This is a genomic window from Pseudoalteromonas ardens (genome assembly GCF_030125445.1).
In the GTDB taxonomy this organism is placed as follows: Bacteria; Pseudomonadota; Gammaproteobacteria; order Enterobacterales; family Alteromonadaceae; genus Pseudoalteromonas; species Pseudoalteromonas ardens.
Window position 1 is genome coordinate 54644 of sequence record NZ_JASJUV010000004.1, and the last position, 23560, is coordinate 78203.

Sequence of the window (23560 nt, forward strand, 5' to 3'; positions counted from 1 at the left end):
TCACTGGGTTACAGCTGGGCACAGCAAACAGGGTGATAGCCTTCCAGGGTGTGGCGTCCGCCAAGGCTGGGCAGTTCAAGCAAAAAGCCGGTACCCACGACACGTGCACCCAGTTGTTCACACAACTTGATGGCAGCCAGACAGGTCCCGCCCGTACCCAACACATCATCAATCAACAGGATGTGGTCATTCTGGTCAATGTCGTCTTTGTGAATGTGCAGACTGTTGTGTGCATATTCACTGCTGTAATCGGTGCTGATGGTTTCACGCGGTAGTTTGCCGGGCTTTCGGATCGGCACAAATTTTAAATTCAATCGGTCTGCCACCATAGCGCCAATGATAAAGCCCAGTGCGTCAATGGCTGCGACACAGTTTACTTTGCCCCGAAAGTGTTCGGTGAGCTGCGTGATGGCGCGGTCTCTTTCATTGGCGTTACTCAACAACGACGTAATATCATGAAACTTAATGCCTGGTTTTGGGTGGTCCTGCACGATGGCAATGTGTTGTGAGATCATAGTAATTCTTCCTTATTAAGCGTGGAGTTAAGTGATAGCAGCTCTAAAATTGTACGCAGTGCCGCGGGGTCAGCACCGAGCAACTGCACAACCTGGTCTAAAATTGAGGCTTCCGCCGGGCGCATGGGGATCAGCGCTTTGGCTGTTTTAATGTAAGACAGTGCATGGGCACGATGACGAATGGTATTGCGCGCCTCGGGATACAGCCACTTTAACGGTGCGGCCAGTGCCTGCAAGCGGTTTGAGGGGGAGAGCTCAAGTACCCCACTGTCTTGCTCAGCGCGGATAAATACGGAGTGCTCGACTTCTGATGCCGAGTGTTCATAGAGCTTATTCAGGGCCAATATCACAAGCTGACCGGTTTCAATGGGGGCATTTAACCGGTAGGTTTTGCCATCTTGCGCGCTGGTGAGGGTTTGCTTTGCCAGATAGTAGCGGCTGAGTTGTTCTGCGATGGCTTCGACCAGATCATCCGGGGTTGTAAATGGCTCAGTCACCAGGGTGTCGTACAGATGCCTGGTCAGGCAGGTGTAGACAAACCCGTCGGCGACAATTTGACTGTCCAGGTCGCGTTTTCCCGGCAGAGAAATCATATTGCGGAACTGCTTGTTGGTGATCTTGGCACTCAAGTCATGATAATAGCAACCGTATAAGGTGGGCTTACAGAGGGTGCTGACCAGGTGTGCAAAATCATGCAGATCATACACCACCTCATCACCGAGCCGCTTTACCTGCTCACTGTGTCTGTAAAATGCGTCATCGCGATAGTACAGCACCTGTTCTTTGCTGAGCTGAAACTGGTTTGGTGCAATCATCTGCGCACACGCGGCTTTACTGGGCCAGCTAAAAACAAAGTGATTGATGGTCAGGTTGTAAATGGTATTGAGTAGTTGTCGCTGTGACAAAACCTGGTAAACCTCATCGATCTGCTGGCTCTTTGTTGTGATTGTCGCCAACCGTGCGGAGACTTCACGTCGCGAAGCAAAAAAGATCATGCCATAACGGTGGGCGATAAAGGCAAGCTGAAATATTTCCCGGGAGTGTCTCCATAACTTTGCAATCGGCTCAGGTAGCTTGGGCAGTGCATGCTGTTCAAAGCAATCATGCCAGCTTTGCCAGAATAGCGATTTGACGAAATGGTTATGCTTCAGCACTCTGTCAGCTTGATTTACAAACGGCAGCTTAGCAGGGCTATAATCAAACATGCTTTCCCCCTAATGCTAACTGTTGGGTGAGTTCCTCAAAGTGAGTGCAATACCAGGTCGGCTGCATCGCCAGGGCTGCTTCATCATCGCCAAAGCCATGGGTCAGATAGGCGCTGTCGGCACCGATAGCATGAGCAAATGCCAGATCTGCTGTGGTGTCGCCAATATGCAATATGTGCTCGGGTTTAATGCCTGGGTAAGCTGGGCGGATCACTTGCTCATAGACATCCGGCTGTGGCTTGCCTGCTATGCCGACGCGTTCTCCTATCACATCGTCAAAGAGCGACGCGAATGCATACTGCTGTACGAAGGCATTCAGTGCGGCTTCGCCCTTATTGCTGACGATCAGGCACTGCGCACCGGCTTGTCTGAATGCTGTGATGGTGTCTCTGGCATGAGGAAATGGTACTTGTAACTGATGGTGTTCCTGATTGTACAGCGCCCGATATTGACGGCACAGTGCATCCAGCTCAGCGGCAGACAGAGGGTGCTGATGTAACCGGGCAATCACCGATTTAAGCGGGGTACCCACGGATAACTGCGCGTCAATGTGTGCCTGTTCAGTACCGGGAAACAGCTGCTGCAGAGTGCTGATAATGGCAGGCGCGGTGTCACACAAGGTACCATCAAAGTCGAACGTAACTAGCTTATAGGTTTTCAAAAGCTCTCTCCCTGATGATGTTAATTAATGCTTGCTCCGGACAGGCCTGTTTAAGCGTCAGATCGGCAGCCTGATTGAGTTGCGGGTGCGACCCTATGCAGACGCCCACTTGTGCTTGCTTGATCAGATGCAGGTCGTTTGAATCATTACCAAAGGCGATACTATTGAGCGGGTCGATATTGAGCTGCTGAAACAGGTTGGATTTACAACATCCGGTTGGAGAGATGTCAAAAAAGTCGACGCCAGCATAAGGGTAGATCGTGATCCTGAGTTGCTCAGCATCTCTGTTCAGCAGTTCAATGAGCTGTGTATCAAACACCTGAATTTTATTGATACCCTGGGCCAATGCCGCTTGCTGGGAGATTTTGGGGGCTTTGTAACTCCCCTGAGTGTACTCAAAAAAGGGATGGCTGGTGCGACTCAGATAAAATCCCTGAGCACAATCCAGAATATAAGGCGCATCCAAATCCTCGAGTAAATGTATCAAGCGGATGCTGGTGTTCTTACTGAGGTGTTGTTCAGCATAAACTTTGTGTTGCTTAAACAGCAAAGCCCCATTGGTACAAGAGATAGTATTGTTACGTAGCTCGGTTGGCAGTACCTGTAACACATCTCGAAACGGCCTGGCAGTGGCAAAGATCACGTCGCTGTCGGCGCTCAACTCGAGCAGTGCATCGGTCAACGCCGTACTGACGGGTTGGTTGTCAAAGGCGATTGTACCGTCAATGTCAAACAGCCAATGTTTGGCTTTTATTTCTGTAAACATAATGCGTTCACTTAAGATTAAGAACGCGACAAGGCCGCTGCGGCGTCGGTATGTTTATAATATACCGCCAGATCAAGCGCGGTTTCCTGTGCGTCTGTCAGCGCGTTTTGATCAGCGCCAAGTGAAAGTAACAGCGTGACTGCGTCGGCATGGCCTTCCACTGCGGCTTCATGCAAAGGGGTACGTCCACTAAATGAAGGCACATCCGGGTTGTTGGTTCTGGCTTCTAAATCGGCGCCCAGCGAGAGTAAAGTACGGATGGCATCAAGCTGTCCAAAGGTGGCTGCTTTATGCAGCGCGGTACTGCCGTTGCCAGTCGCAGCCTCAAGCGCGCTGCCTTTGGCGACCAGGGCGTCGATGACCGCACACTGTCCCTGAATCGCTGCATAATGTAAGGGGGAATACCCTTTTTCGTCTTGCACATTGACGACTGTGTTGTCTGCCTGCAAAAGTGTGGTTAGCTGAGTCCATTGTTGCTGTTGTGCTAGTTCTAAAATTTCCTTGTTCATTCCAACCTCGTCTCTAAGAGTTTTATCGTTATGTTTGATGATCTGGGGTGACGGCGCGGGACTAATTGTCCGCGCCGCTTTTCGCTTATTGATATGAAAGTTTTTCTAACAGTTCTTGTGCCAATGGCAGAGAAGCCGCTGACAACAGGGAGTCGCGTTGTAATAACTGATCCTGGTTGCCATGCAAGTCCATGACCACAGCACCTGCTTCTCGCAAACAGATAATCAGCGCGGCGCTGTCCCAGGGTTTCATGATGGTGTCGATGGCGGCATCGACTCGGCCGCAGGCGACCTGAACATGTTGAATGCAATCACCTGATAGTTTAAACAGTCGTGCTTCCTGAAATACGTTATCGATCCGCCACGGATACTTGCCATTTTCAAGCCACAGGTTGGTGCCATGGATACCCGATGCGGTGATCACCGCCTCTTTGACTGAGGTGACCGGATCCTCAATAGAGACTCTGGTGGCGGCTTGATAAGGGGTTTCAATAAAACAGCCGTGTCCCTTAGCGGCGTAGCACACCTCATTGATCCCAGGTAACGCCACACACCCTAATACGGGTTCGCCTTTATCAATCAGGCTGATCAGTGAGCCATAAATTGGCACACCCAACCGGTACCAGGCGGTGCCATCAATGGGATCGATGAGCCAATACGTGTCGTGTGTCTCCATCCCTGATACACCCAGCTCTTCACCAAACACAGGTATATTGTAATCAAGGGATTTAAGCGCCAGGCTAATGAACTCCTCAACATTAATATCCACTTTACTGACAAACGTGTTATCACTTTTCATAGAGAACTCTGCATTGAGTTTAGATTTCTCTATTATTTGTGCAGCTTCCTTTGCAATTTTCACTACTTCATCGAGTAAATCAGTAAGATTCATTTTTTGTCCCAATTTGATTTGTCATGTTGTACACAATCAAGGTCAAAGCCAGTGATGAGTACAGGATAAATTTATAAGTGCTTAAGTCCTGATGGTATAAATGAAACCCGATGATCATGCCTAAAATAGGGGACATAATCTGATACAAAGACAACACATTGAAGCTCACCTTTTTACTTGCACTCACAAATAGTGTGAGCGGTAAAAGGGTAATAAGGCCTAGCATTAATAGCATTGCCCAGTCATTTAATTTCACGCTTTCTAAAAAGCTAAAATCAATGAAGAACCACAATAAACAACACAGCGGCAGCATCACTTTAGTTTCATTAAATAACCCTGTTAACGGATCGATGTTATGCTTTTTATGCCACAGTAAATACAGCACAAATGGTATTGAGATCAGCAGGCCTATAAATGGAAAATTGCCGCTAATATAGAATTCAAGAAAAACGATAAAGAGGGAGAGTGAGAAAAAGAACCAATCCTTTTTCTGATTACTCTCGCCGTTAAAAATACTCACTGACAGCAATAAAATAGGGAGTAAAAGATAGGCATAGCTTGCCTCTATTACATAACCCGACTTTATTGCTACGGCATATCCACCCCAATTCAGCATTAATAATAATGCGGGGAGCAGGTTTAGCTTTAAGCTAAAGCGCTGCGTTTCCTCTGCTCTCATCACTTTTAGATACAAACCCAGCAATATAAAGGTGCTGATAATTTGTGCCAGCAAGAAGAAAAGCGGGGGATACTCGCCAGAGAAATAAAAATATAAAGGCAGAGAACCCCAAATGATGTTTGCGGATATACCTTGTAAATGGTATTTAAGCATGGTCTTTATAGGTCTCTAGTTCGAGTGTTTTCTCGACCATTCTGTGGATTGCCGGATCGTCGGTGAGTGATTTCACCTGATCGAGTGGTATCCATTGCAACTGTGTCGATTCTGCATTTTTAATCGCTTTTGCCTGTGCCGGGGCAACAAAGTAGCAGGTCACATCATAGTGCGGATGCTGCGGTATTCCTTTGTATTCCGGGATATCGTGAATATCGATGTCGAGCACAAAGGTGTTTGCTGATGACAGTGAGGTGATGCCGCTTTCTTCGGTTGCTTCTCGTAAGCAGGCATCAATAAAAGAGCTGTCCTCTGGCTCAATGTGTCCACCAAGCTGAAACCACTTGCCAATTTTGGCATGCTGAGTGAGCAATACGTGTTGGCGGTCATGCGACAAGACCCAGGCAGAAGCGGTAAAATGTCCTGCCTGATTGCTACTATAAATGGGGTCGTCACTGCTTTTCAGGAATGACAACATGTGCTCCCGATACTGCGCCTCTATCTCGTATGTAGTCGCGTAGTTTTCCAACAAATCCTGTAATTCATTGATTGTATTTTCTTTGTTCATGAGTCTTCCTTGGTATGCTTACAGTTGTGTTGACCAGTTGCGCAGCGCTGTGGTCAACGTGTCTTCCAGTTGGCTAAAATCGATTTGCTCATGGGCTAAACACACGAATGAGTTGTGCCCCTGCAACATGAAAATACCCTCAGCAATCATGGTCTGTTTCAGCTGCTCTCTGGCCGCAAAGTTGTTCAGCATAGGGTCTGAAAAGCGCAGATCAAACAGGGTGTCGTTTAATAAGCTGGTTGCGCTGAGTAACTCGGTTGTGGCCGAATGCGTGATGGCGGCATTGATGGTTGAAACAATCTTTTGGCAGATGAGTGGCAGGCGCGCATAGCCTTCTCGTTGCTGCATTATGTCGGCGACTATGATCCCGGCGTGTGCTGACAGGACTTCTTTGGTGTGGGTACCGCCGATCCTCGCGCTTTGATAAATTTTGATGTGCTCTGGTTTGCCCAGTAGCACCGCCAGCGGTAACCCATTGCCCACGGCTTTGCCAAGGATGATGTAATCTGCTGGAATTGCTTGTGTATCAAGCATGCCTGCCGGATTTGTTCTGCCGGCTGTTTTTGTTTCGTCGATGATGATTTTTACGCCATATTGACGACACAATGCGGTTGCCTGCTGCAACGTTTCCATGGTCATGAATGCCAGCTGATAGACATCAATGGCAAAGGCGGCTGTGGTGTCTCCATGTTCGCTCAGAAGTGTTTCCAGACTCGTGATATCACCATCTGTCCAGTTAAATACGCCCTGCTGACCATCAATCCCGCGCATACCTTGTGAGAATCTCAGTGCTTCGCGTTTTTCACTGCCTGGCCACTCGTGCCAGCTTGGTGTGTTGGCAATCTGGCTGTCGTGCCATCCTAAGAAGCCACAGCGAATGAATTTACTGCGACCTGTTTCCAGCATGGCACAGCGCATTGCTGCGGTTACGGCTTCTGAACTGGTTTTGAATAGGGTGACGACACGCATATCCTGATACTGGGCTTCATACACTTTAGCAAGCTCGGTATGCACATCGGCAAAACCAGGAAATGACAGGCCATTGCTTAGTTGTTCTGATATTCTGCGGACAAATTCTTCATCAGAGTGGCCCAATATGACAGGTCCCAGGCCCAGAATGAAGTCGATATACTGGTTGCCATTTTGGTCTGTCACTGTGTAGTTCTTTGCCTTTTTAAATAAAATAGGTGCATCATTCTTGGCAAAGTACCTATCACTTCCTACTAACGGTGAAATCATTTTTTTCCCTTTTCTTCTCTTTTATACGGTTGCTACATGTTGAAGGCGTTCATTTTTCGGCAGTTTTCTCCAGCCATCATAACTAAACCCATACATCCGGATTAACCACCTGTCATTGCCATCGTATAGGGCGTGATTGGTGAGGTTGTCTCTGCCATGCAGGAGTGTTCTGTTATTCAGGATCAGTACTTGTCCGGGTTTGAGCACGAGACGTGTGACGGTACGCTCATCATCAAGGTATGCCTTGAGTTCCGTCAGTGCGGATTTGGCACGTGGCGTTAGCCCTTCTAGCTTGCTATAGCTAAAGCGAATGTTGAGCTTGCCATTGATTTCTCTGATGACGCTCACCCCTTCGTTGACGTAGTTAATGTCGAAGCTAGACTGGCTGGTGGTTCTAAACTCAGGTCGCATTAAATTGCGAATGGTTGAGTAGGGCAGGCTATCCAGCAGATCTTGCAAATACCAAACCCGTGTAGCGCAATTGGTTGGGTTTCTGATGCTGGCCAGGCCAAATATGTCGGGTGCAATACAGTGTTTGTCTGTATTGGTTTTTATTTCTTCAGGCCAAAGTCCATTCACCACTTCGGTGTGAGGTTTGAGCTGTTTTGTTGAGCGGCTTTGATATAACGGGTTATTTTTTGCTGGCATCACCATGTGGGCTAAACGCCCATTCATTTCACCTTTATAACTGGCAACTTTGTGTCCAGTTAGAGAAATCAATCCCATTAATGTTGCCGCTGGCATTTTCCATGTTTTATGTTCAGGTGGATTATCATTGCAAGGCGTCGATGGAATACCTGATGTATCAAAACAGTTGTTAAAGATTATCCAGTCATATTCATTGTCTTCAGCAAAGTTTTCTACTTTTTGTAAGATAGATTGATTTTCAAATAGTTTTTGCCGTATTACGTGCTTTGCAATTTCACTAATAACGTAAGGCTCTATTTCCTGATCATAATTGCTCAAGTTGCTTTGCAAATAACTGTGCACGGCATTTGAACTGGTCAGCCCTTTGCTGAAGTTAAGTTCCAATCCTCGTCCTTTTGGAACTGCGCTGATACTCATTGCCTTAACCTCCAATGATGTTAATTCTCAATTATGAGCTTGTATGTTGAGGTTAAGGGTACTTGAAGTAATGTTCAGAATCTCATACATCAGATGTTACTAGGTGGAACAATCAGTGGAATATATGTACAGACAAAAAAAGGGGAGGAGGCATGCTATTCGGCTGATATAGTATATCATCCTGTGTTAAATTTTTGTGTTATAAAGAGAAAAAAATAATCATGTTGCGGAGTGATATAATTATCACTCCTGCCCGGTTAGGTATTTAGACTCGGTATCAGTGTGATAAGTGCATCGATGAAGTTTCTTACGCGGCTCGACATATTGTCTCTGTGCTGCAACAAGGCATTGAGTTGCACTTCGTGCGTCCACTCCTCAAGACATGTCTCTAATGTCCCATCTTCAATGTATTGCTTCGATGTAAAGTCTAACGCGGTGGCAATACCTGAGCCGTCTAGTGCGAAAGAGATGAGCATTTCATCACTGTCACAGATGTGGGACGTCCCTATATCAACTAAAAACTGCTTTCCAATATCACTGAAACTCCACTTATTACCGGTTTTACAGTGGCGGTAGCGAATACACGGATGATTAATTAACTCACTTGGGTGGCTGGGTTTTGGGTGGGTGCGCCAGTACTCTTTACTGGCAACAACATAAGTATTAAATGTCGTAAGGCGTTTGCAAATATAGTTGCTGTCAGGTAACTCCCCCAGGTGTAAAGCAACATCCACTTTTTCTGCGACCAGGTCTCCCAGGTTGTTGTCGACCATAATATCTAAAATGACGTTGGGGTGGCTTTTTTTATATTGACTGAGGAGGGCATGAAAGACTTTGTTATCGAGGACGCTGGGGATTTTAACCCTGAGTAGCCCTTCGCTGTTTTGTGAGAAGTCACGGAGCATTTCGTGACTCTCTGAAATGGCCATATTGAGCCGTTTGCATTGCTCAAATAGGGCATCGCCTTCACGGCTCAGGGAAAAGCTTCTTGTGGTTCTGTTGATTAGCCGAACGGAATACAAGGACTCAAGTTCAAATACATGATTTGTTAGGGTACTGCGCGATTGGCCTAACTTTTTTGCAGCCTTGGAAAAGCTACCACTGAGCGCAATATGATAAAAAGACTGGAGCCAGATACTGAGCTTCGCTTGGTTATCCGATACATAACGACACATCTTCGAATTCCGTTTTACTTTTATTAAATTGCTACATCACCTCTGGGTGTTATTTCCTTTATAACAAAGGTGCAAGTTAAAGTAAGCGCAGGCATCAATTGGCGTGTATCCATGCAATCGGGCCAAAATGAAACCTAATAAAATAGTGCGTTTACTGTAAGTTGTCATTAAAACTTAACAGAGCCAGCTAAGGCAAGAACAAAGCGACAACATGACGAGACCAATAGGCAGGAACCAGAGGCGAGCGTGCTTTCGCACACTCTTTGTCCGGTGCCGGTTAGATGTTATACAGGGCGCTTAACGGGCGTGTTGGCGGCGCCGACGCCAGGGAGGCGATTGGAATAACAGCAACATACCACTGAGGCAAAACGCGACACTGCTGGCAGCAAACGTGATCAGTAGAGGGTTGTTGAAATCATCACGCTCGTCATAATCCATGATGTGCAACATCCAAAAAAAGTCGAAAATGCGCCACAACGTGCTTCTTACCGTGATCACCTGACCGCTAAGGGCATCCAGATACAGGGTCGTGCTGAGTGTGTCAGCAAAAGTGACCTGCCATATGTGAGGGCGATATTGCACTTCCCGGGGACCTGTAGAGAGCAGCTGTGCGGAGTCGACGGGGCTGTCACCGAGAAAGTGGGCTTGTGCATTGGCACGGATCTGCGCTTCTGTGGGAGCAGGAAACGGCGCCCCTGTGGCGGTGAAATAGGCATGTTCTTCGCCACTGGCAATGATCATGGGCTGATCCAGAAAGTGACTAAATGTCAGTGTGTTAAACCCATTAACAGAGCGTGCCAGGTGATTAAGGTCGGCGCGATAATCAGTCTGACTAAACGGGTTGTCCAGCGCACGCTTGGCCAGGTGCTTACCATGCACCATCTCCAGAGGTATGGCACTCATGACCAGACCACCGAGTAGCCAGGCAAAGATCTGTAATGCCAGCAGGTAGCCTGTCAGCTTATGGAATTTTCGGATGGGTTTGAAGCGGGATTTATTCATAGTGCTGTTTTTTCGTCAAAATTGCTGATAGCTTATGAGAATTCGCGTAAAATCAATAGTGACATATTGTCGCACCTGCCAATCGAATGTGTTCTGGCGCTTGAACATGGCGCAGGTATGGCAGCGAACCACTCATAAAGAAACAAGGTAAATGTCCCGTCATGTCAGAAATCCAGTTTTTAAATGTCGATTTAGAGTTAGAATCCAAGCAGGATATTTCTGCCCTGGTTGCGGATCTTAAAAAGAACGCAGTGATACTGCATTACGATAAGGATGAGTATCGCCAGTTGGCCAGAATTGAGGCCAGTGCCGAAGTGACGAGTCCGGATAAAGCCATCAATCACTTGTGTGAATTGATCGAATCATGCTCTAAAGCTGCGCTCAAGCAGTGGCTGGGGTGTTCTAAGCGCACCTTTGATATCGGCTTCAGTAGTGGCGAGCAGCCTAAGTGCTATTCTCAGGCGCTGCACGCAGACACCTTGTTACGCATCTCCGCCATCGGTGCGGGTATGGAAATTACGCTTTACCCTGTTGAAAAATAACAACGTTTATTAATTACCTTCACTCGTTTAGAGAGCCGGGCCTGTTCAGTTGCACAGGCCTTGGTCGCCATTGTACCGCCTGCCTGTCACTGTTTCCCAACAAAAAATAATGAACCAAACAAAATAGAGTCTTCGCTCTTGTTTAAATCCAGATCTAAAACCCACTTTAATTTTAACATTTAAAATCTTTTTAAAACATTAGCTTGCTGTATTTATGTTAATTTTTTTGTGTAAAGTTTATATTAATGTGTTGATAATTTTATTTTCGTGTTTTATCTTGACTTGGCACACGAGAGGTGGCTTCCCGTGGTTCAGGTGAGGCCAGAACAGGATTATTTCTGGAGAATTATAACAATGAAACGCATATCTCAGATGACCTTATCTGCACTGGCTTTGAGCCTGAGTGCAGCGGCAAATGCAACCGCAGCCCCGATTGACGCTGTGAATAATCTGGCAGCACCGCTGGCGCAGATTGACCGTTTTAACCCGCAGGCTTTTCAGGTCAGTGACATCAAAAAAGTGATGGCGAAATCACTGGCTCAGGAACTGGCACAGCAAGGTCCGAGCTGGCAGTCAACCCTGGCGAGCCAGTCTCGCCTCACTGTGCAGGAAATGGGCGTATCTGCTCAGGCACAGTCACTGATTGGCCAGGCAAGTACACAGACACGGGTATTAAAAGGGTTGCCACAAAGCGATAGCAATTTATATCAATTGCGCCTGGCATCTGACACTATGCTGAACCAATGGCAGGAAGGTGAAACACCGCTGATCGCCTTTGCCCCTAAAGGCGATGATAAAACCTGGATCCATGTTGAGGCTTATGACAGCGAGGGCCAGCTGCACTTGCTGGATGCGCAGCAAATGCCACAGCGTCCGGTGCTGGTCCTGGAGTTGGATCAACAGCAGGTGCGCCGCGAAGGATTAGCGGTGATGCAGGACATTTTCAGCCGTGCCAGACAGACTCAGACCGTTGAGCGTTTTGCACAGGACATGTTGCAAACCAATGAGGTGCGTATTCAGTCTGACGCGATCTCGACCAGCGTTTTAAAGCGTATTCGTCTTAATAATGATCAGGAACCCTGGATACTGGGTAAAGCGGAAGTGTATGGGATTGTCACCGGGGTGAGCCCATCACGTGACGAACCCGTGCTGGATATCGTTGATATGCCTTACCTGGACCATGATGGTACAGACTACACACCTAACCAAATCCTTATCCACTGGGAGCGTTATCGCTGGCAGGCTGCTGACGTGCTGTTGATGGAGCAGGATGACAACACCAATTACAAAGATTTAGCGACGACCTTTTTGGACATTGTGACGCAGGTGATGCGCACTATCCCGGATCCGAATGTACAGGGTTATGCGATCATCCCACAGCTGACCAATCAGTTGATTAAAGCCATGCCAGATCATTGGTTCAGCAATGACGATGACTACGTCGATGTGTTCTATACCTTATTTGAAGGTCAGAATTACAGCGGTTATATGGGTGCCAGCAACAACGCAAAAATCACCTTATCTCCCTTAACTATCGAGCCAAGATAAGCGTCAGTAGCGTGTCTATTGCCTCACTTCTTAAGCTCACAACCCGTTGAGTAGGTTACGGTCTAATGGACTAGACCGGTTTTTTTATTCTCCCGCGAGCCTGCCATAGTGCAGGCTCGCTCGTTTCCGTCACTGAGTAATTATACCCATTTCAACTAGAACACTTAATTAAGCAAACTGCTATTAGTGCGAATAGATGGCTTGCATCAGCGCGCGCAGGACTTGCTGATCTTTTTCTTTTTTCACCAGGGCTTTGAGGCGTGGCTTGAGCGCCGGGTTGGTTTTGGTTTGTTGTGCCAACGCCGCGACTGCAGCCAGTCGCACTGTCTGAGGCTGAGATTGACTATAGCTGAATAAGCCATCGACCTGCTTACTGGTGAGCTCGTTGTTGCCAATGGCTTTGAGCAGCGCTGCCTGAGTCTCTTGATCTTGCTCTTGAGTGAGTTGAGTGGTCAGATAATCGAGACTCTGCGGGTTGGGCATTTTACCCAAAGACTCGGCGGCTTGTTGTCTCAGTCTGGGTGCACTGGCTTGCAAAAAGGGGGCAATATGCTGTTGCTGGCTTGCATCACCACTGTTACCGAGCGCAGCCAGCAGGCTGACCTGACGGTGACTGTGTGAGGTTTGCCTGAGTTGTTGTGTCAGGCGCTGCGTAACATCGCTGGCGAATTCACTGCCTTGCTGATTGTGCGCAATAACACCCAGCACCATCATGGCACTGTTACTCAGGCGGCGTTGTTCCCCGTTGCCCGTTTGGCGAGCGGACTCCATAACCAGGTCGACTAATTCAGGGTTGAGTGGCTGCTGCGCGTATTTCAGACCCATCAGGCTTCTGAAGCGTTGTTTACCTTGTATTTCCGGATCTAAATACACATCCACCAGTAACTGATGTGCGTAAATCGAATCATTTTTGCCAACCATCATAAACAAACGCTTCAATGCCTGATCAGACAGGCTCTGCGATTTGATTACTGCTTTCAGCGCGCCGAGGTAAATTTGGTTGTCATACAGTAGTTGAGCCAATGCGTCGGAGCTCAATGTGCTGATATCTTGAGAGTGCAACAATGCGACAAACTGCTGGGCATCTTTTAACGGTTGCGCGGGTGGCCTGGGGTAGAGTTGTGCTTCGCTGAGCTGCGGCCACAAGGTCGGGTCATCCTCCAGTGTTAAGAGCAAAGTAGTTGCCGGGATGGGGGCTGGATTATAGCGAAACTGAATGTCTTGCTTCACGTCAATTCGGATGTCGCCTTGCTTGCTTTCAACTCGGGTATGATTTTGTCCGCTGAGCCGGGTTAAGCCACACTTGTCCAATGTGAGCGTAAACTGATCTGCACGGACTTGCGGGAGTCTGAATTCGAGCAAGTTCGCACTGGCTTTGGTGCTCAGGTAGGCCTGTTTGGCGCGATGGATGGAGTGATCCGCGTTGCGGCTGTAAGTCACCTGATATTGCCCCAGATTGTCTTGTTCTTGCAGTGTGCTGGGCACGGACAAGTCCAGCGATTGCAGGTGTTCGCTGTGCAGGCTTTGATAAATCGCCAGTAGCTTTTGCTGATCTGCACTTTTGAGCTTACCGGCAAAGTGATGTGCCATCAGTTGCTTGGTCTGGGCATGTATTTTCACTGCAAAGGGTACGCTATACAGGGTGGCTTCAACCGCTTGCTGGTCAAGCCGCAGCGTAGGTTTCACCAGTTGCAGGCCCAGCCAATAGTATTTTTCAGTGCGCATCAGAGGGCGATACATCAGTTGGCCGTCCAGAGTGAGATGATTACTGCTTGGCTGATTGAGCGTCAGCATATTGGTTTCGGCCACGGTCTTAAAGTCGCCCCAGAAGGTGCATTGTGTCTGCGCCTGCAGGCTGCCCAGAGGCAGCGCACAGGCGAGAAGAAAACGTGCAATCGTCATGGTTGTCATCATCAAAACTTAAAGCTGTCGCTATAATCCAGCATTTGCCAGGTTTTATTATACAAGGCGCCAGTATCGTACAAAGTTTTGGTGGCCGTTTTAGTTGGGAATGAGCAGCAGAACTCATATCCCGGGTATTTCACCCACAGGTAGAACTCACCTTCAATCGCTTTCATGTGGTTGCTGACATCAATGCCGTAACCAATTTCAGAGTCAGAAATTGCTTTGCTGATATCGACATAGGCTTCGGCTGATAAGGTGTCTGAGATGATCAGGAAGTCTACACCAATCCCACCGCTTGCAACCAGCAGATCGATCCCCGCTGTGGCATAAGCGTCCAGGCTGGCCGTGAGTACGTCACCCCCAATGCTGAACTTTTGATCTTCATATTTGAGATCGGTATTTACACCGACAGAACCTTTTACGCCGGCAGATACAGAGACCGGGACAATCACAATCGTAAAGGTGGTAGAGAATAGCTTCTGTTCTTCTTCCCAATCATAACCATAGGATTCATCCAGGGCAGAGACGGTATCGCCTTCTTTGATCAGGCTGTTGCCCAGCAAAGACACCCCCATTGAATAGGTGACTGTACCGTCTGCACCGGAGGCGATGCCAGACGCGCCGGCGGAAAACAGATCGGTGCTTTTATCGAACATATACAAGTCAAAACCGCCCGAGGCCACGGTCCATGCCAGGCCACCATTGGAGGACTGGAGTAATACCCAGGACAAGAAAGAGGGCACGATCGCAACTTTAGACTTATCACCATATGTATTACTAAAAATTTCAAATGCCCAGAGCGTGTCACTGTTACTTAGCAGCCCGGAGATCCCCTGCGAGTCTGTGTTTGGCGCGTAATTAGCGGCCTTTTGGTTGATTGCTGGTGTATTCACCGTTGCCGGGGCCGTGAGATCATGGTCGTCCAGCCAGCTCTGATCGGGCTGCTGTTGATCGTACAGCGAATAGGGCACTGTGATGGTGAGGCTATTGTTCTCACTATTTGCTTCAGAATGCGTCGACAGATCGTGCAACGTGAGTGTCAGCTCAAAGGTATTCTCTTCTGCATTGCTGTCATAACTTTGCTGCAGTTTATCCAGGAGTACGCCATTGATAGCGATATCGTAAGGGAAATAGTGACTTTGCGTATGGTCTGCAAACTTGATCAACATACTGTCGGCATATTTGTCCTGCCCTTCTTGCCAAAAATGTGCATCAAAGTCGGTCCCGGCAACGTTCAGTGTGGCGGTGACTTTGGCATCGCTGACCAGGTGACCAAATTTGCTGGCATCAAAATGGCCGATGATGTCAGAACGTTTGTGCTCGGGCGCACCCTGAGAGGTGATCTCACGTTTGCCTTTATCCGGGAACATGGCAAAACCATCACCGACCACAAGGGTGTCCATGACAAAGTCATGATAATAGGTGCTGTCTATGCTGATCTGGGCATAGGTGGTCAGATCTCCCTGATCAACGTTACGAGAGCGGTTATCGCTGAGGTCGGCTTCATTTTCGATACTCTGGGCGCTGTCAACGTAGGCGGCGATCAGGTAGTCCCCGCTAGGCATGTCTTCATTGGGCAGCATCAGTTCGGCGGTAAAGGTGTGCTCACCGTCGGATAGCTGAGGAACATAATGGGTACCCAGGTTATAGCCTTGCGGTTCTACCTCACTGTCCAGTTGCGCCACTTTGTCCTGAGCAATGGCCATAAAGGTGACACCCACGTGTTGTGTTTCCAATAAGGTGCTGTGGATAGTGTAATCCAGTTGCAGTGGCTGTCCGGGTTGCAAAGCTGTTTGCTGCGGGTTGCTCAGACTGTCCAAACGCACGTTGGCAACGGGTTGGGTGGTCTCATCATTCGATGTGGGTTGAACAATGCTCAGTGATTCCTGATCGCCACAGGCTGTAAGAGCACCCAACATGCTCAGGCTTAAGAGTATCTTGCGCATAATTTATTCGTCTAAAGAAGGGGGCTTCATTGTACCCATATAATTATGGAGAGAGTGTGGATTTAAATGCGTAAAATTGTTTTTTATTTATTAATATCAGTGCTTTATATCATTGTTGGTAGAGCCTTCACTCTAATGTTGCCTGTTTACATGTCAATGTGGAGTGCGTTCATCCGTGTGAGGCGCATAAAAAACAAACAAAATTATTTTACATACGTTCTGGTATGTATATAATGCAAACATTCCAGCTGGTATGTAAGTGAGAGTGAATGTGAAATTGTATCCCGTTATTGCAACCATGATGATGAGTCTGTGGTTCGTTCAGCCCGTTTATGCGCAGAGCACACCGGATGCTTATGCTGTTGAAGTCAGCCCGGTGAGCAAGCAAGCGGTGAGAGACTGGGCATTTGCCGAGGGGATTGCGCAGGGGATCCGTCGTGAATACCTGAACTTTGAAAGTGGCGGTAAGGTGGTGTTTCTGGCGGATGATCACAGTGGCAATCGTTTACGCCCTGGCAGCTTTGTCAGCGGTCCTAAATCAGGTGAGCGTTTTGGTCAGTTGCTTGCGCGGATTGACGAGCGCACTGGCGCGGAAGCCGTAAAAGGCTATGAGGCGTCTTTGCGTAGTGCCATATTAGGTATTGAACAGGCTCAGGCACAGTTGCATCAGGCACAAAATAATCATCACCTTGCACAAACTAACTTTCAGCGTGCCGAATCTATGTGGGCGCGAGCGCTCATTTCCAAAGAGCGCTATGAGGCAGCAAAAACCGACCTGCTTAACACCCAGCAATCGATGAATAATGCATCTGCGGCACTGGCTGCTGCCCGAAGTCAGAAATTGGCTGCACAGGCCCAGCTGAATCAGGGCAAGGTCAACCTGGAGAAAACCGGTATTTTCGCGCCGTTTGATGGTCAACTCAGAGCCGTCAATATTCGTCAGGGGGATTATTGGGCAGGTCCGGCGGCAGCTATGTCAGATAAAGAACGAGAAATGCATGCGGCCATGGTGGTGATCGATACCAGTCAGTATGAAGTCACGCTCAACGTTCCCTACTATGCAGCGGATAAGCTGGCAGAAGGGCAAACTGTGTATCTGAGCTGGAGCAATGAGAAGTTGTTGAATGCCGCACGCAGCGGATTTACCACACAGGATATCAGTCTTGGCAAAATTTTTTCGGTCAGCCCGAGTATTAGCCTGAACAAGCGTGCCATTGAGGTCAAAGTACATACGTTTCAGGGGGCTGATACCCTCAAAGACGGTATGCACGTGAGCGCCTGGATCAACGTTGCAGAGAAACCACTGGCCCTGAGTGTGCCTCATCAGGCAGTGATGATGCGCAATAATCAACCTTTTGTGTACGTGGTTAATCAAGACAATAAAGCGCAATTGACAGCAATTACTACGGGTATTGAAGACCTCTATCGGGTTGAGGTTGTGGCTGGCCTGAAAGCGGGCGAGCGGGTGGTGGTGAATGGTGAGCACTTGTTAGTGCATGGCAGCCAGGTACGCATTGTCGGAGCTGCCCATGAATAAGCAGGGGTTGGCGTACAAGTTGTTTGTCGACAAAGTCATCTCGACGCTGTTGTTGGCGATTTTACTGGTGGGTGGTGTTCTGGCTTACTCCGGTATGCTGAAAGAAAATTACCCAGACCTGGAAATACCTCAAGCTATTATCACGGTGGAATGGCCAGGCGCTGCCGCCGAGCAGGTTGAGAAGGAAGTCACTAAACCGCTGGAAGATGCGCTTAATGGCTTACAGGGGCTGAAAAAGCTGCAAAGTGGCTCGCAGTTTTCTTACGCTGTGATCGCGGTGGAGTTTAAATCTGACGAACCGATGAGCGAGGCAATGCAGCGCCTCAGAGCCAAGGTAGATGAGGGGAAGGCGGAGTTTCCCAGTGCAGTGAAAACGCCACTGATCGAACAAGTGTCGGTCAATGATACACCTGTCATTGAATTTATGTTGTATGGCTCGCTGGACGATACAGGTTTCAGTCGGGTGGTTAAAACCATTGAAAAGCGCCTTGAGGCCAAGCCCGGGGTGAAAAAGGTTGATAAGGGCGGATATCGCGAAACTGTGGTGCATGTGCGGATGTTACCGGACAGGTTAAGATCGCTGAAAATATCGCCTAATCTGGTTCGTCAGCGCATCGAAGAAGCCAATCTGGATACCAGCTGGGGTGAGTATGACAATGGGAATCGTATCCACCGTCTTTACCTTGCGGGTCGCTTTGATGACATCAAAACGCTGCAGCAGTTGCCGGTAGCCAGGCTCAGTGACAACCGCTTAGTGCGTCTGGAAGAGGTGGCGCTGGTCTATAAAGGGCTGGATAAAGTGAAAAGTGAAACCTACTTTTCCGAACAGGGGGAGGCGTTCACGCAGGGGGTGTCACTGGGGGTGAAAAAGCGCCCGGGCGTTGACACCATTACCTTGATCAATGAAGTGAAAACCGCCATGGCGGACTATCAGACGCAAGGGTTCTGGCCGGAGGGTCTGAAGGTGCAAATCATCAGTGATGAGAGTGCCCTGATTGATGAGTCGTTTGCCAATGTGTTTGGCAATATCTGGCAGGCCATGCTGGCCGTGTTCATTATTCTGATGGTGTTACTCACCTGGCGGGAGGCACTGATCGCGGGGGCTGCCATTCCACTGACGTTTCTTGGCGCGTTGATGATCCTGGGTCTATTCGGTTATACCCTGAATACAATGATGATCATCGGCATGGTGCTGGCTCTGGGCATGCTGGTTGATGTGTTCATTCTGGTGATGGAAGGCATGCATGACAACCTGCATCGCAAACGGCTGCGTTTTCAGGACGCGGCGCTGGCAACCGTTAAAACCTATGCCATGCCGGCGTTTTCTGGCCAGCTGACCACCATTTTGGCAATGGCACCGATGATGGCAATTGGCGGCGTGGATGGCAAATTCATCCGTCTTATCCCCATTACCGCTGTATTGTGTCTGGTGCTGAGTTACCTGATAGCTTTTTTAATCTGCATTCCTTTGTCGCAGTATCTGTTGCGTGATGCTAAACAGACACAGCTGAGTAAGGTGGACACACTGACTCAGACTGCCGGACAGGCGTTGCAGCGCTGGCTCGGTCGGTTTGCGCTGGGTAGCCGCCGTCAGGCCGGTGCCTGGGTGGCTGGCAGCATACTGGTGTGGGTGATATCAATTGGGCTGATGAGCACGTTGCCTTCACTGCTTTATCCAAAAGGGGATGGCCGCAATTTGGCGATTACGATTGAGCTGGGGCCCAATGCAACGCTTGCCCAAAGTCGTATGGTGGCTGAACGTGCCGGGGATTACCTGGCCAACAAGCCATACTTTGAAAACGTGACCATGTACGTGGGTAAGAAGAGTCCCCGGGCAATCAGTTCTATCAGTGATCAACTATTACTCAATGAAAACCCGAACCTGGTCGGCTTTTCGGCCTTATTTGTGCCAAAGCATGCACGGGAGCAGTTAGCCTATGAGTATGTGCCTGAGCTCAGAGCGGGCCTCAACGAAGCGCTGGCAGGCGTGGCGGGTGTCACAGTGCTGTTTACGCCGGAGGTGGGAGGGTCGAGTAATGATGATCCGGTGCAAATTGTACTCAGTGGTCCGGATATGGCGCAATTGTCGGCGTATGCCAGCGAGGTTCAGCAGCTGCTGGCAACCATTGACGGTGTCACTGACGTGCGTAACAACCTCGGCGCCTGGCAAAGTCAGGTCAGGCTGACAGCTGACAGGGAAGCACTCAATTTTCATGGTATTACAGAGCAAGACTTTGCCAGTCAACTGCGCCTGGCAACAGAAGCCGATGAGTTCGGTAAATTTAAACTGGCAGGGACCGAAGATGACCTGAAAATCAGGCTCAGTACATACTGGGAAAGTCGCGATGAGGACATTGGCGGACCAAAATCTCATGCTGAGATCAACCTGATCAGCCTGTTCACACCCAGTGGTGAGCTGGTACCGGGCGGCAACCTGGTTGAGTATGAGATTGATGCGGTGCCGCCACTTTACACCCACGCGCAGACTCAGCGTGCTATCACCATCAAAGCCAAGGTGGACGGCATCACGGTTGGGGAAGTGATCTCGCAGCTTGAACCGCAGCTGCGCACCAGGGAGCAAAACTGGCCACAAGGGTATTACTATAGTTACGCAGGGGAGGCTGAAAATGCGGAGGAAACCTATGGCTCTGCCGGGATGGTGTTTGTACTGGCGATCATGATGGTGTTTGCAGTCCTGACCCTTGCGCTGGGATCCTTTAAACAACCTCTGGTGGTCCTGTTTACGATCCCATTGGCTTTGATAGGCACCTTCACCGGATTCTGGGTGTTTCAAATTCCGTTTTCTTTCCCGGCCATGATAGGGTTGATAGCCTTGGTGGGGATAGTGGTCAACAACGCGATAGTGATGCTTGACACCATTAACGGCCATATCAAAGCGGGTGTGGTATTACGCGAAGCCTGCGCGCGTGGTGCAGCAGATCGCCTGAGGCCTATCATCGGCACGAGCATCACCACCATCGTCGGGTTAGTGCCGCTGGGATTAAGCGATCCAACCTGGTTCCCGCTGTGCTTTGCGATTATCTTTGGCTTACTGGCATCGACACTGGTAGCCATGATTGTCATACCGGCAATGTACATGCTAGTCTCGCGACCAGTAACCGAAAAGCCTGCTTAACAGTGTGTTGGAACAAACTCATGCCCAGAAGAACCAAAGAAGAAGCCGAACAGACACGACTGGCGCTGATCAAATCGGCGCTGCAATTATTCAGTGAAAAAGGGGTCGCGCACACCACCCTGATGGACATTTCCAGGGCTGCTGGCGTCACCAAAGGGGCGTTTTACTGGCATTTCAAAAATAAGCTGGAAGTGCTGGAGGCCATCACTCAGGAATACGCCTTGCCGCTGGATGAGGCCGCGCAGCAAAAGCTGGAAACTCTCACCCCCAGCCCGGCAAACCTGATTGATGCAATCGCCTTTTATTTTGAAACGCTGGAGCAGTCAGAGGCGCTGATTGCTTTTCAGGAAGTGATCTTGTTTAAGTGTGAATATACTGATGAGTTCAGTGCATTGCTTAAGCGGGACAAAGATGATCTGGAGAAAGCGCGGGATACGTTCGCGGCCTTCATGGGTGATATGGATGAGGCACACTGGTTGGGCCCGCGAGGCGACGCTCAGCACATAGAAGCGGTGAGTCAGGCATTGCTTAATGCTTTAGTCGGGGCGCTGCTCCATTGGTTGACAACCCGTCAGGGGATACTGTCTCAGACCGTGACGCAGACAGTCAGATTGATTTTACGCGGCGGCGGACTGAAAGTGGATTAAAGGCAGACAAGTGTCCGCCTTTGTTGACTGGGGTCAGCCACTGCCTAGTGCGCTGGACCCCATTGCTGTTAATACAGTGGTATGCGTTACCAGATCTGCTCTACAAATTCAGGGTGGTCAACAAATGGGTTACGGTTGCCCTGGAACTGATAGGCACCGTCATTGCGGGCACGCTCCAGTGCATCAACCGGATCTGCCTGGTGCCAGCGTTTGAGCATAGTGACAACCCAGTTCTCAAAGACCTGATCACTGCTACCATTAAGCACGGCATCTCCATTGGTGGAGTAGTTTTGCCAGCTGGCAATGCGGTCCTGGTAGCGGGTCGCCATATAGAAATAGGCGCGGGCGAAGTCTCCCTTAAACGCGTCGATAGGTTCAAACACGGTGCCACTGTAACCGATACCAGAACCACTGCCGACTTTGCTGCCATTACTGGAGATATATGTGCTGCTGCCTACTTCGCCAAATGGAAAGCTGCTGCGACGATTGTTCACGTAGCCATCGGATGCAAAGATATGATGTATGTCCGAGTTCATTGGCTCAATCTTGCCACCAAACCAGCTTTTCGGGAACGAATGTTCACGGTTGTAGCAGTCGCCTTCTGTACGGGCGGTGCCACATTGATCGCTCACCGCCGTAAACTCGTGGCTGTCGGTGCCGGTTGGTTTTTCTGAGTAACGGTCCAACACTGTGCCATTGTTCTCGAAGTAGCGGTCACGCTCGTATTGATCGATGAACGACCAGATAGCGCTATAGCCCTGATTGTTATGGCTGGCAATGATATTATGAAGTGCTGTTTTAAGCGCATAACCGCTTAAACCTGCTGCGGCACTATAGTAACCAGTCGGGGTATCACCACCGCCGTCGCCACCCCCATTGTCCGTGCCCAGCGTGAAGCTGTGCGAAGCCGAAGAAGTAAACTGGCTGCCCGACGCCAGCGTCCCGGATGGGCCTGTCAGGCTATATGAACCGTTTCCATAACTGCAACAAATACCGTCACCATAGCTGTCAGATATCGTAAAAGTGTATGAACCATCTGTTAAACACACCGCTTCATTGTAGTTCTGGCTGGCCCCGTAATTTTGACCACTGGCCACAGTCGCGTTCGACGCATTCTTGATGACCCAGCTGGTTTCCTCGCCATATCTGTCTGTGGTCAGACTGAAGGTGAGCGCATGATCCTGGCAGCTTCCACCGCTTGGCGGCGGGGTGGTTGACGCGCCGCTGGGCTGAAAGTTATCGACATAGACGGTTTCGTTGCCGTCAAACCCGCTGACATCGTAAAAACGCAGGCCCACGGTGATTTGGCCATTGCTGGTGGCCGTATAATCGTGGCGCAGTTGTTGCCATTGGTTTAATTGCAGTGGGTCTGAATAATTGTGATAACCGTCGGCTACCAGGCGAGCTCTGACGCCGCCTTCCGTATGATACACCCAGGTACTGAAGGTGTATGTCTTACCGGCCTCTACGGACACAGATTGTGTCAGATCCGTATTCCCCTGCGTTGTGGTGAGCACACTGACGGCCGCCGCTGTCTGTCCGCTTTGAACGCGATTTTGTTCGGTAGTCAAAGAGATACCCGAGTCAATGGTGGTCCAGTTGCTGGGCTTACCCTGCTGCCATTGTTCGAAATCTCCATTGTTTACCTGTCCCCATGTCATGGTACTGAGCAAGCCTAAGGCACTGCCCACCAGACGCTTTGTCAGGCACGAAGCCTGTTTTTTTGTAATCATTTTATTATTCCCGTGTTCTATTTTGTACTTATCATTGTTGTTTGGTTGTAAAAAACCGAGTGGGAGTTTAAAGGGTTTTTGTTACATTGTCGTTAACTTTTGTATTGTGTAAATCGGTACAATTATTTTTAATCTGT

General features: G+C 49.1%; 20 protein-coding genes. 5 read left to right on the top strand and 15 right to left on the bottom strand.

Annotated features, from left to right (window positions below; genetic code table 11):
- Positions 1 to 8: 8 nt before the first annotated feature.
- From QNM19_RS13970 to QNM19_RS14025, 12 genes are all read right to left on the bottom strand, one after another.
- Positions 9 to 515, bottom strand: a complete 507-nt coding sequence (locus QNM19_RS13970) for an adenine phosphoribosyltransferase (protein ID WP_284026823.1) — start codon at positions 513 to 515, stop codon at positions 9 to 11.
- The gene (locus QNM19_RS13975; protein WP_049866288.1) at positions 512 to 1720 is read right to left on the bottom strand and encodes a hypothetical protein; all 1209 of its coding nucleotides are present in this window, start codon (positions 1718 to 1720) and stop codon (positions 512 to 514) included. The genes QNM19_RS13970 and QNM19_RS13975 overlap by 4 nt, the downstream gene beginning before the upstream one ends.
- The gene (locus QNM19_RS13980) at positions 1713 to 2381 is read right to left on the bottom strand and encodes an HAD family hydrolase (RefSeq protein WP_049866289.1); all 669 of its coding nucleotides are present in this window, start codon (positions 2379 to 2381) and stop codon (positions 1713 to 1715) included. Before QNM19_RS13980 ends, QNM19_RS13975 begins: the two co-directional genes overlap by 8 nt.
- A complete protein-coding gene (locus QNM19_RS13985) occupies positions 2368 to 3147 on the bottom strand; it encodes an HAD hydrolase family protein (RefSeq protein ID WP_049866290.1) in 780 nt (259 codons plus the stop codon). The genes QNM19_RS13980 and QNM19_RS13985 overlap by 14 nt, the downstream gene beginning before the upstream one ends.
- A gap of 17 nt (positions 3148 to 3164) precedes the next feature.
- Positions 3165 to 3656: an ankyrin repeat domain-containing protein gene (locus QNM19_RS13990; RefSeq protein WP_049866291.1), complete on the bottom strand. Its 492-nt coding sequence runs from the start codon at positions 3654 to 3656 to the stop codon at positions 3165 to 3167.
- A gap of 85 nt (positions 3657 to 3741) precedes the next feature.
- The gene (locus QNM19_RS13995) at positions 3742 to 4548 is read right to left on the bottom strand and encodes an inositol monophosphatase family protein (protein ID WP_049866292.1); all 807 of its coding nucleotides are present in this window, start codon (positions 4546 to 4548) and stop codon (positions 3742 to 3744) included.
- Positions 4535 to 5380 carry an EamA family transporter gene (locus QNM19_RS14000; RefSeq protein ID WP_284026824.1) on the bottom strand — a complete coding sequence of 282 codons (846 nt, stop codon included), beginning with the start codon at positions 5378 to 5380 and terminating at the stop codon, positions 4535 to 4537. Before QNM19_RS14000 ends, QNM19_RS13995 begins: the two co-directional genes overlap by 14 nt.
- Positions 5373 to 5948: an NUDIX hydrolase gene (locus QNM19_RS14005; protein ID WP_284026825.1), complete on the bottom strand. Its 576-nt coding sequence runs from the start codon at positions 5946 to 5948 to the stop codon at positions 5373 to 5375. Before QNM19_RS14005 ends, QNM19_RS14000 begins: the two co-directional genes overlap by 8 nt.
- An 18-nt stretch (positions 5949 to 5966) precedes the next feature.
- The gene (locus QNM19_RS14010; protein ID WP_284026826.1) at positions 5967 to 7187 is read right to left on the bottom strand and encodes an aminotransferase class III-fold pyridoxal phosphate-dependent enzyme; all 1221 of its coding nucleotides are present in this window, start codon (positions 7185 to 7187) and stop codon (positions 5967 to 5969) included.
- A gap of 21 nt (positions 7188 to 7208) precedes the next feature.
- Positions 7209 to 8252, bottom strand: a complete 1044-nt coding sequence (locus tag QNM19_RS14015) for a TauD/TfdA family dioxygenase (protein ID WP_082225517.1) — start codon at positions 8250 to 8252, stop codon at positions 7209 to 7211.
- Positions 8253 to 8509: 257 nt separating this feature from the next.
- Positions 8510 to 9427, bottom strand: coding sequence for a LysR family transcriptional regulator (locus QNM19_RS14020; RefSeq protein ID WP_049865495.1), 918 nt, complete (start codon positions 9425 to 9427; stop codon positions 8510 to 8512).
- Positions 9428 to 9724: 297 nt separating this feature from the next.
- On the bottom strand, positions 9725 to 10429 hold the full coding sequence (locus QNM19_RS14025) for a hypothetical protein (RefSeq protein ID WP_049865496.1): 705 nt from the start codon (positions 10427 to 10429) through the stop codon (positions 9725 to 9727).
- A gap of 161 nt (positions 10430 to 10590) precedes the next feature.
- Here QNM19_RS14025 and QNM19_RS14030 point away from each other — a divergent pair, with 161 nt between their 5' ends.
- Positions 10591 to 10971 (top strand): hypothetical protein, encoded by a 381-nt coding sequence (locus QNM19_RS14030; RefSeq protein WP_010383815.1) that lies wholly within the window; start codon positions 10591 to 10593, stop codon positions 10969 to 10971.
- Positions 10972 to 11325: 354 nt separating this feature from the next.
- The gene (locus QNM19_RS14035; RefSeq protein ID WP_049865497.1) at positions 11326 to 12519 is read left to right on the top strand and encodes a DUF3103 family protein; all 1194 of its coding nucleotides are present in this window, start codon (positions 11326 to 11328) and stop codon (positions 12517 to 12519) included.
- A 183-nt stretch (positions 12520 to 12702) separates the two neighbouring features.
- On the opposite strand, the gene QNM19_RS14040 is transcribed toward QNM19_RS14035, so the two are convergent.
- The gene (locus QNM19_RS14040) at positions 12703 to 14421 is read right to left on the bottom strand and encodes a HEAT repeat domain-containing protein (RefSeq protein WP_284026827.1); all 1719 of its coding nucleotides are present in this window, start codon (positions 14419 to 14421) and stop codon (positions 12703 to 12705) included.
- 11 nt (positions 14422 to 14432) lie between these two features.
- On the bottom strand, positions 14433 to 16370 hold the full coding sequence (locus tag QNM19_RS14045; protein WP_284026828.1) for a hypothetical protein: 1938 nt from the start codon (positions 16368 to 16370) through the stop codon (positions 14433 to 14435).
- A gap of 271 nt (positions 16371 to 16641) precedes the next feature.
- On the opposite strand from QNM19_RS14045, the gene QNM19_RS14050 reads away from it, so the two are divergent.
- From QNM19_RS14050 to QNM19_RS14060, 3 genes are read left to right on the top strand one after another with little or no spacing between them, the layout of a single operon-like run.
- Positions 16642 to 17907, top strand: a complete 1266-nt coding sequence (locus tag QNM19_RS14050; RefSeq protein WP_156202376.1) for an efflux RND transporter periplasmic adaptor subunit — start codon at positions 16642 to 16644, stop codon at positions 17905 to 17907.
- Entirely contained in the window at positions 17900 to 21043 is a 3144-nt protein-coding gene (locus tag QNM19_RS14055) for an efflux RND transporter permease subunit (protein ID WP_284026829.1), read from the top strand. The genes QNM19_RS14050 and QNM19_RS14055 overlap by 8 nt, the downstream gene beginning before the upstream one ends.
- A gap of 20 nt (positions 21044 to 21063) precedes the next feature.
- On the top strand, positions 21064 to 21690 hold the full coding sequence (locus QNM19_RS14060; protein ID WP_284026830.1) for a TetR family transcriptional regulator: 627 nt from the start codon (positions 21064 to 21066) through the stop codon (positions 21688 to 21690).
- A gap of 86 nt (positions 21691 to 21776) precedes the next feature.
- On the opposite strand, the gene QNM19_RS14065 is transcribed toward QNM19_RS14060, so the two are convergent.
- Positions 21777 to 23423 (bottom strand): endonuclease, encoded by a 1647-nt coding sequence (locus tag QNM19_RS14065; protein WP_417712385.1) that lies wholly within the window; start codon positions 23421 to 23423, stop codon positions 21777 to 21779.
- Between the last annotated feature and the right edge of the window lie 137 nt (positions 23424 to 23560).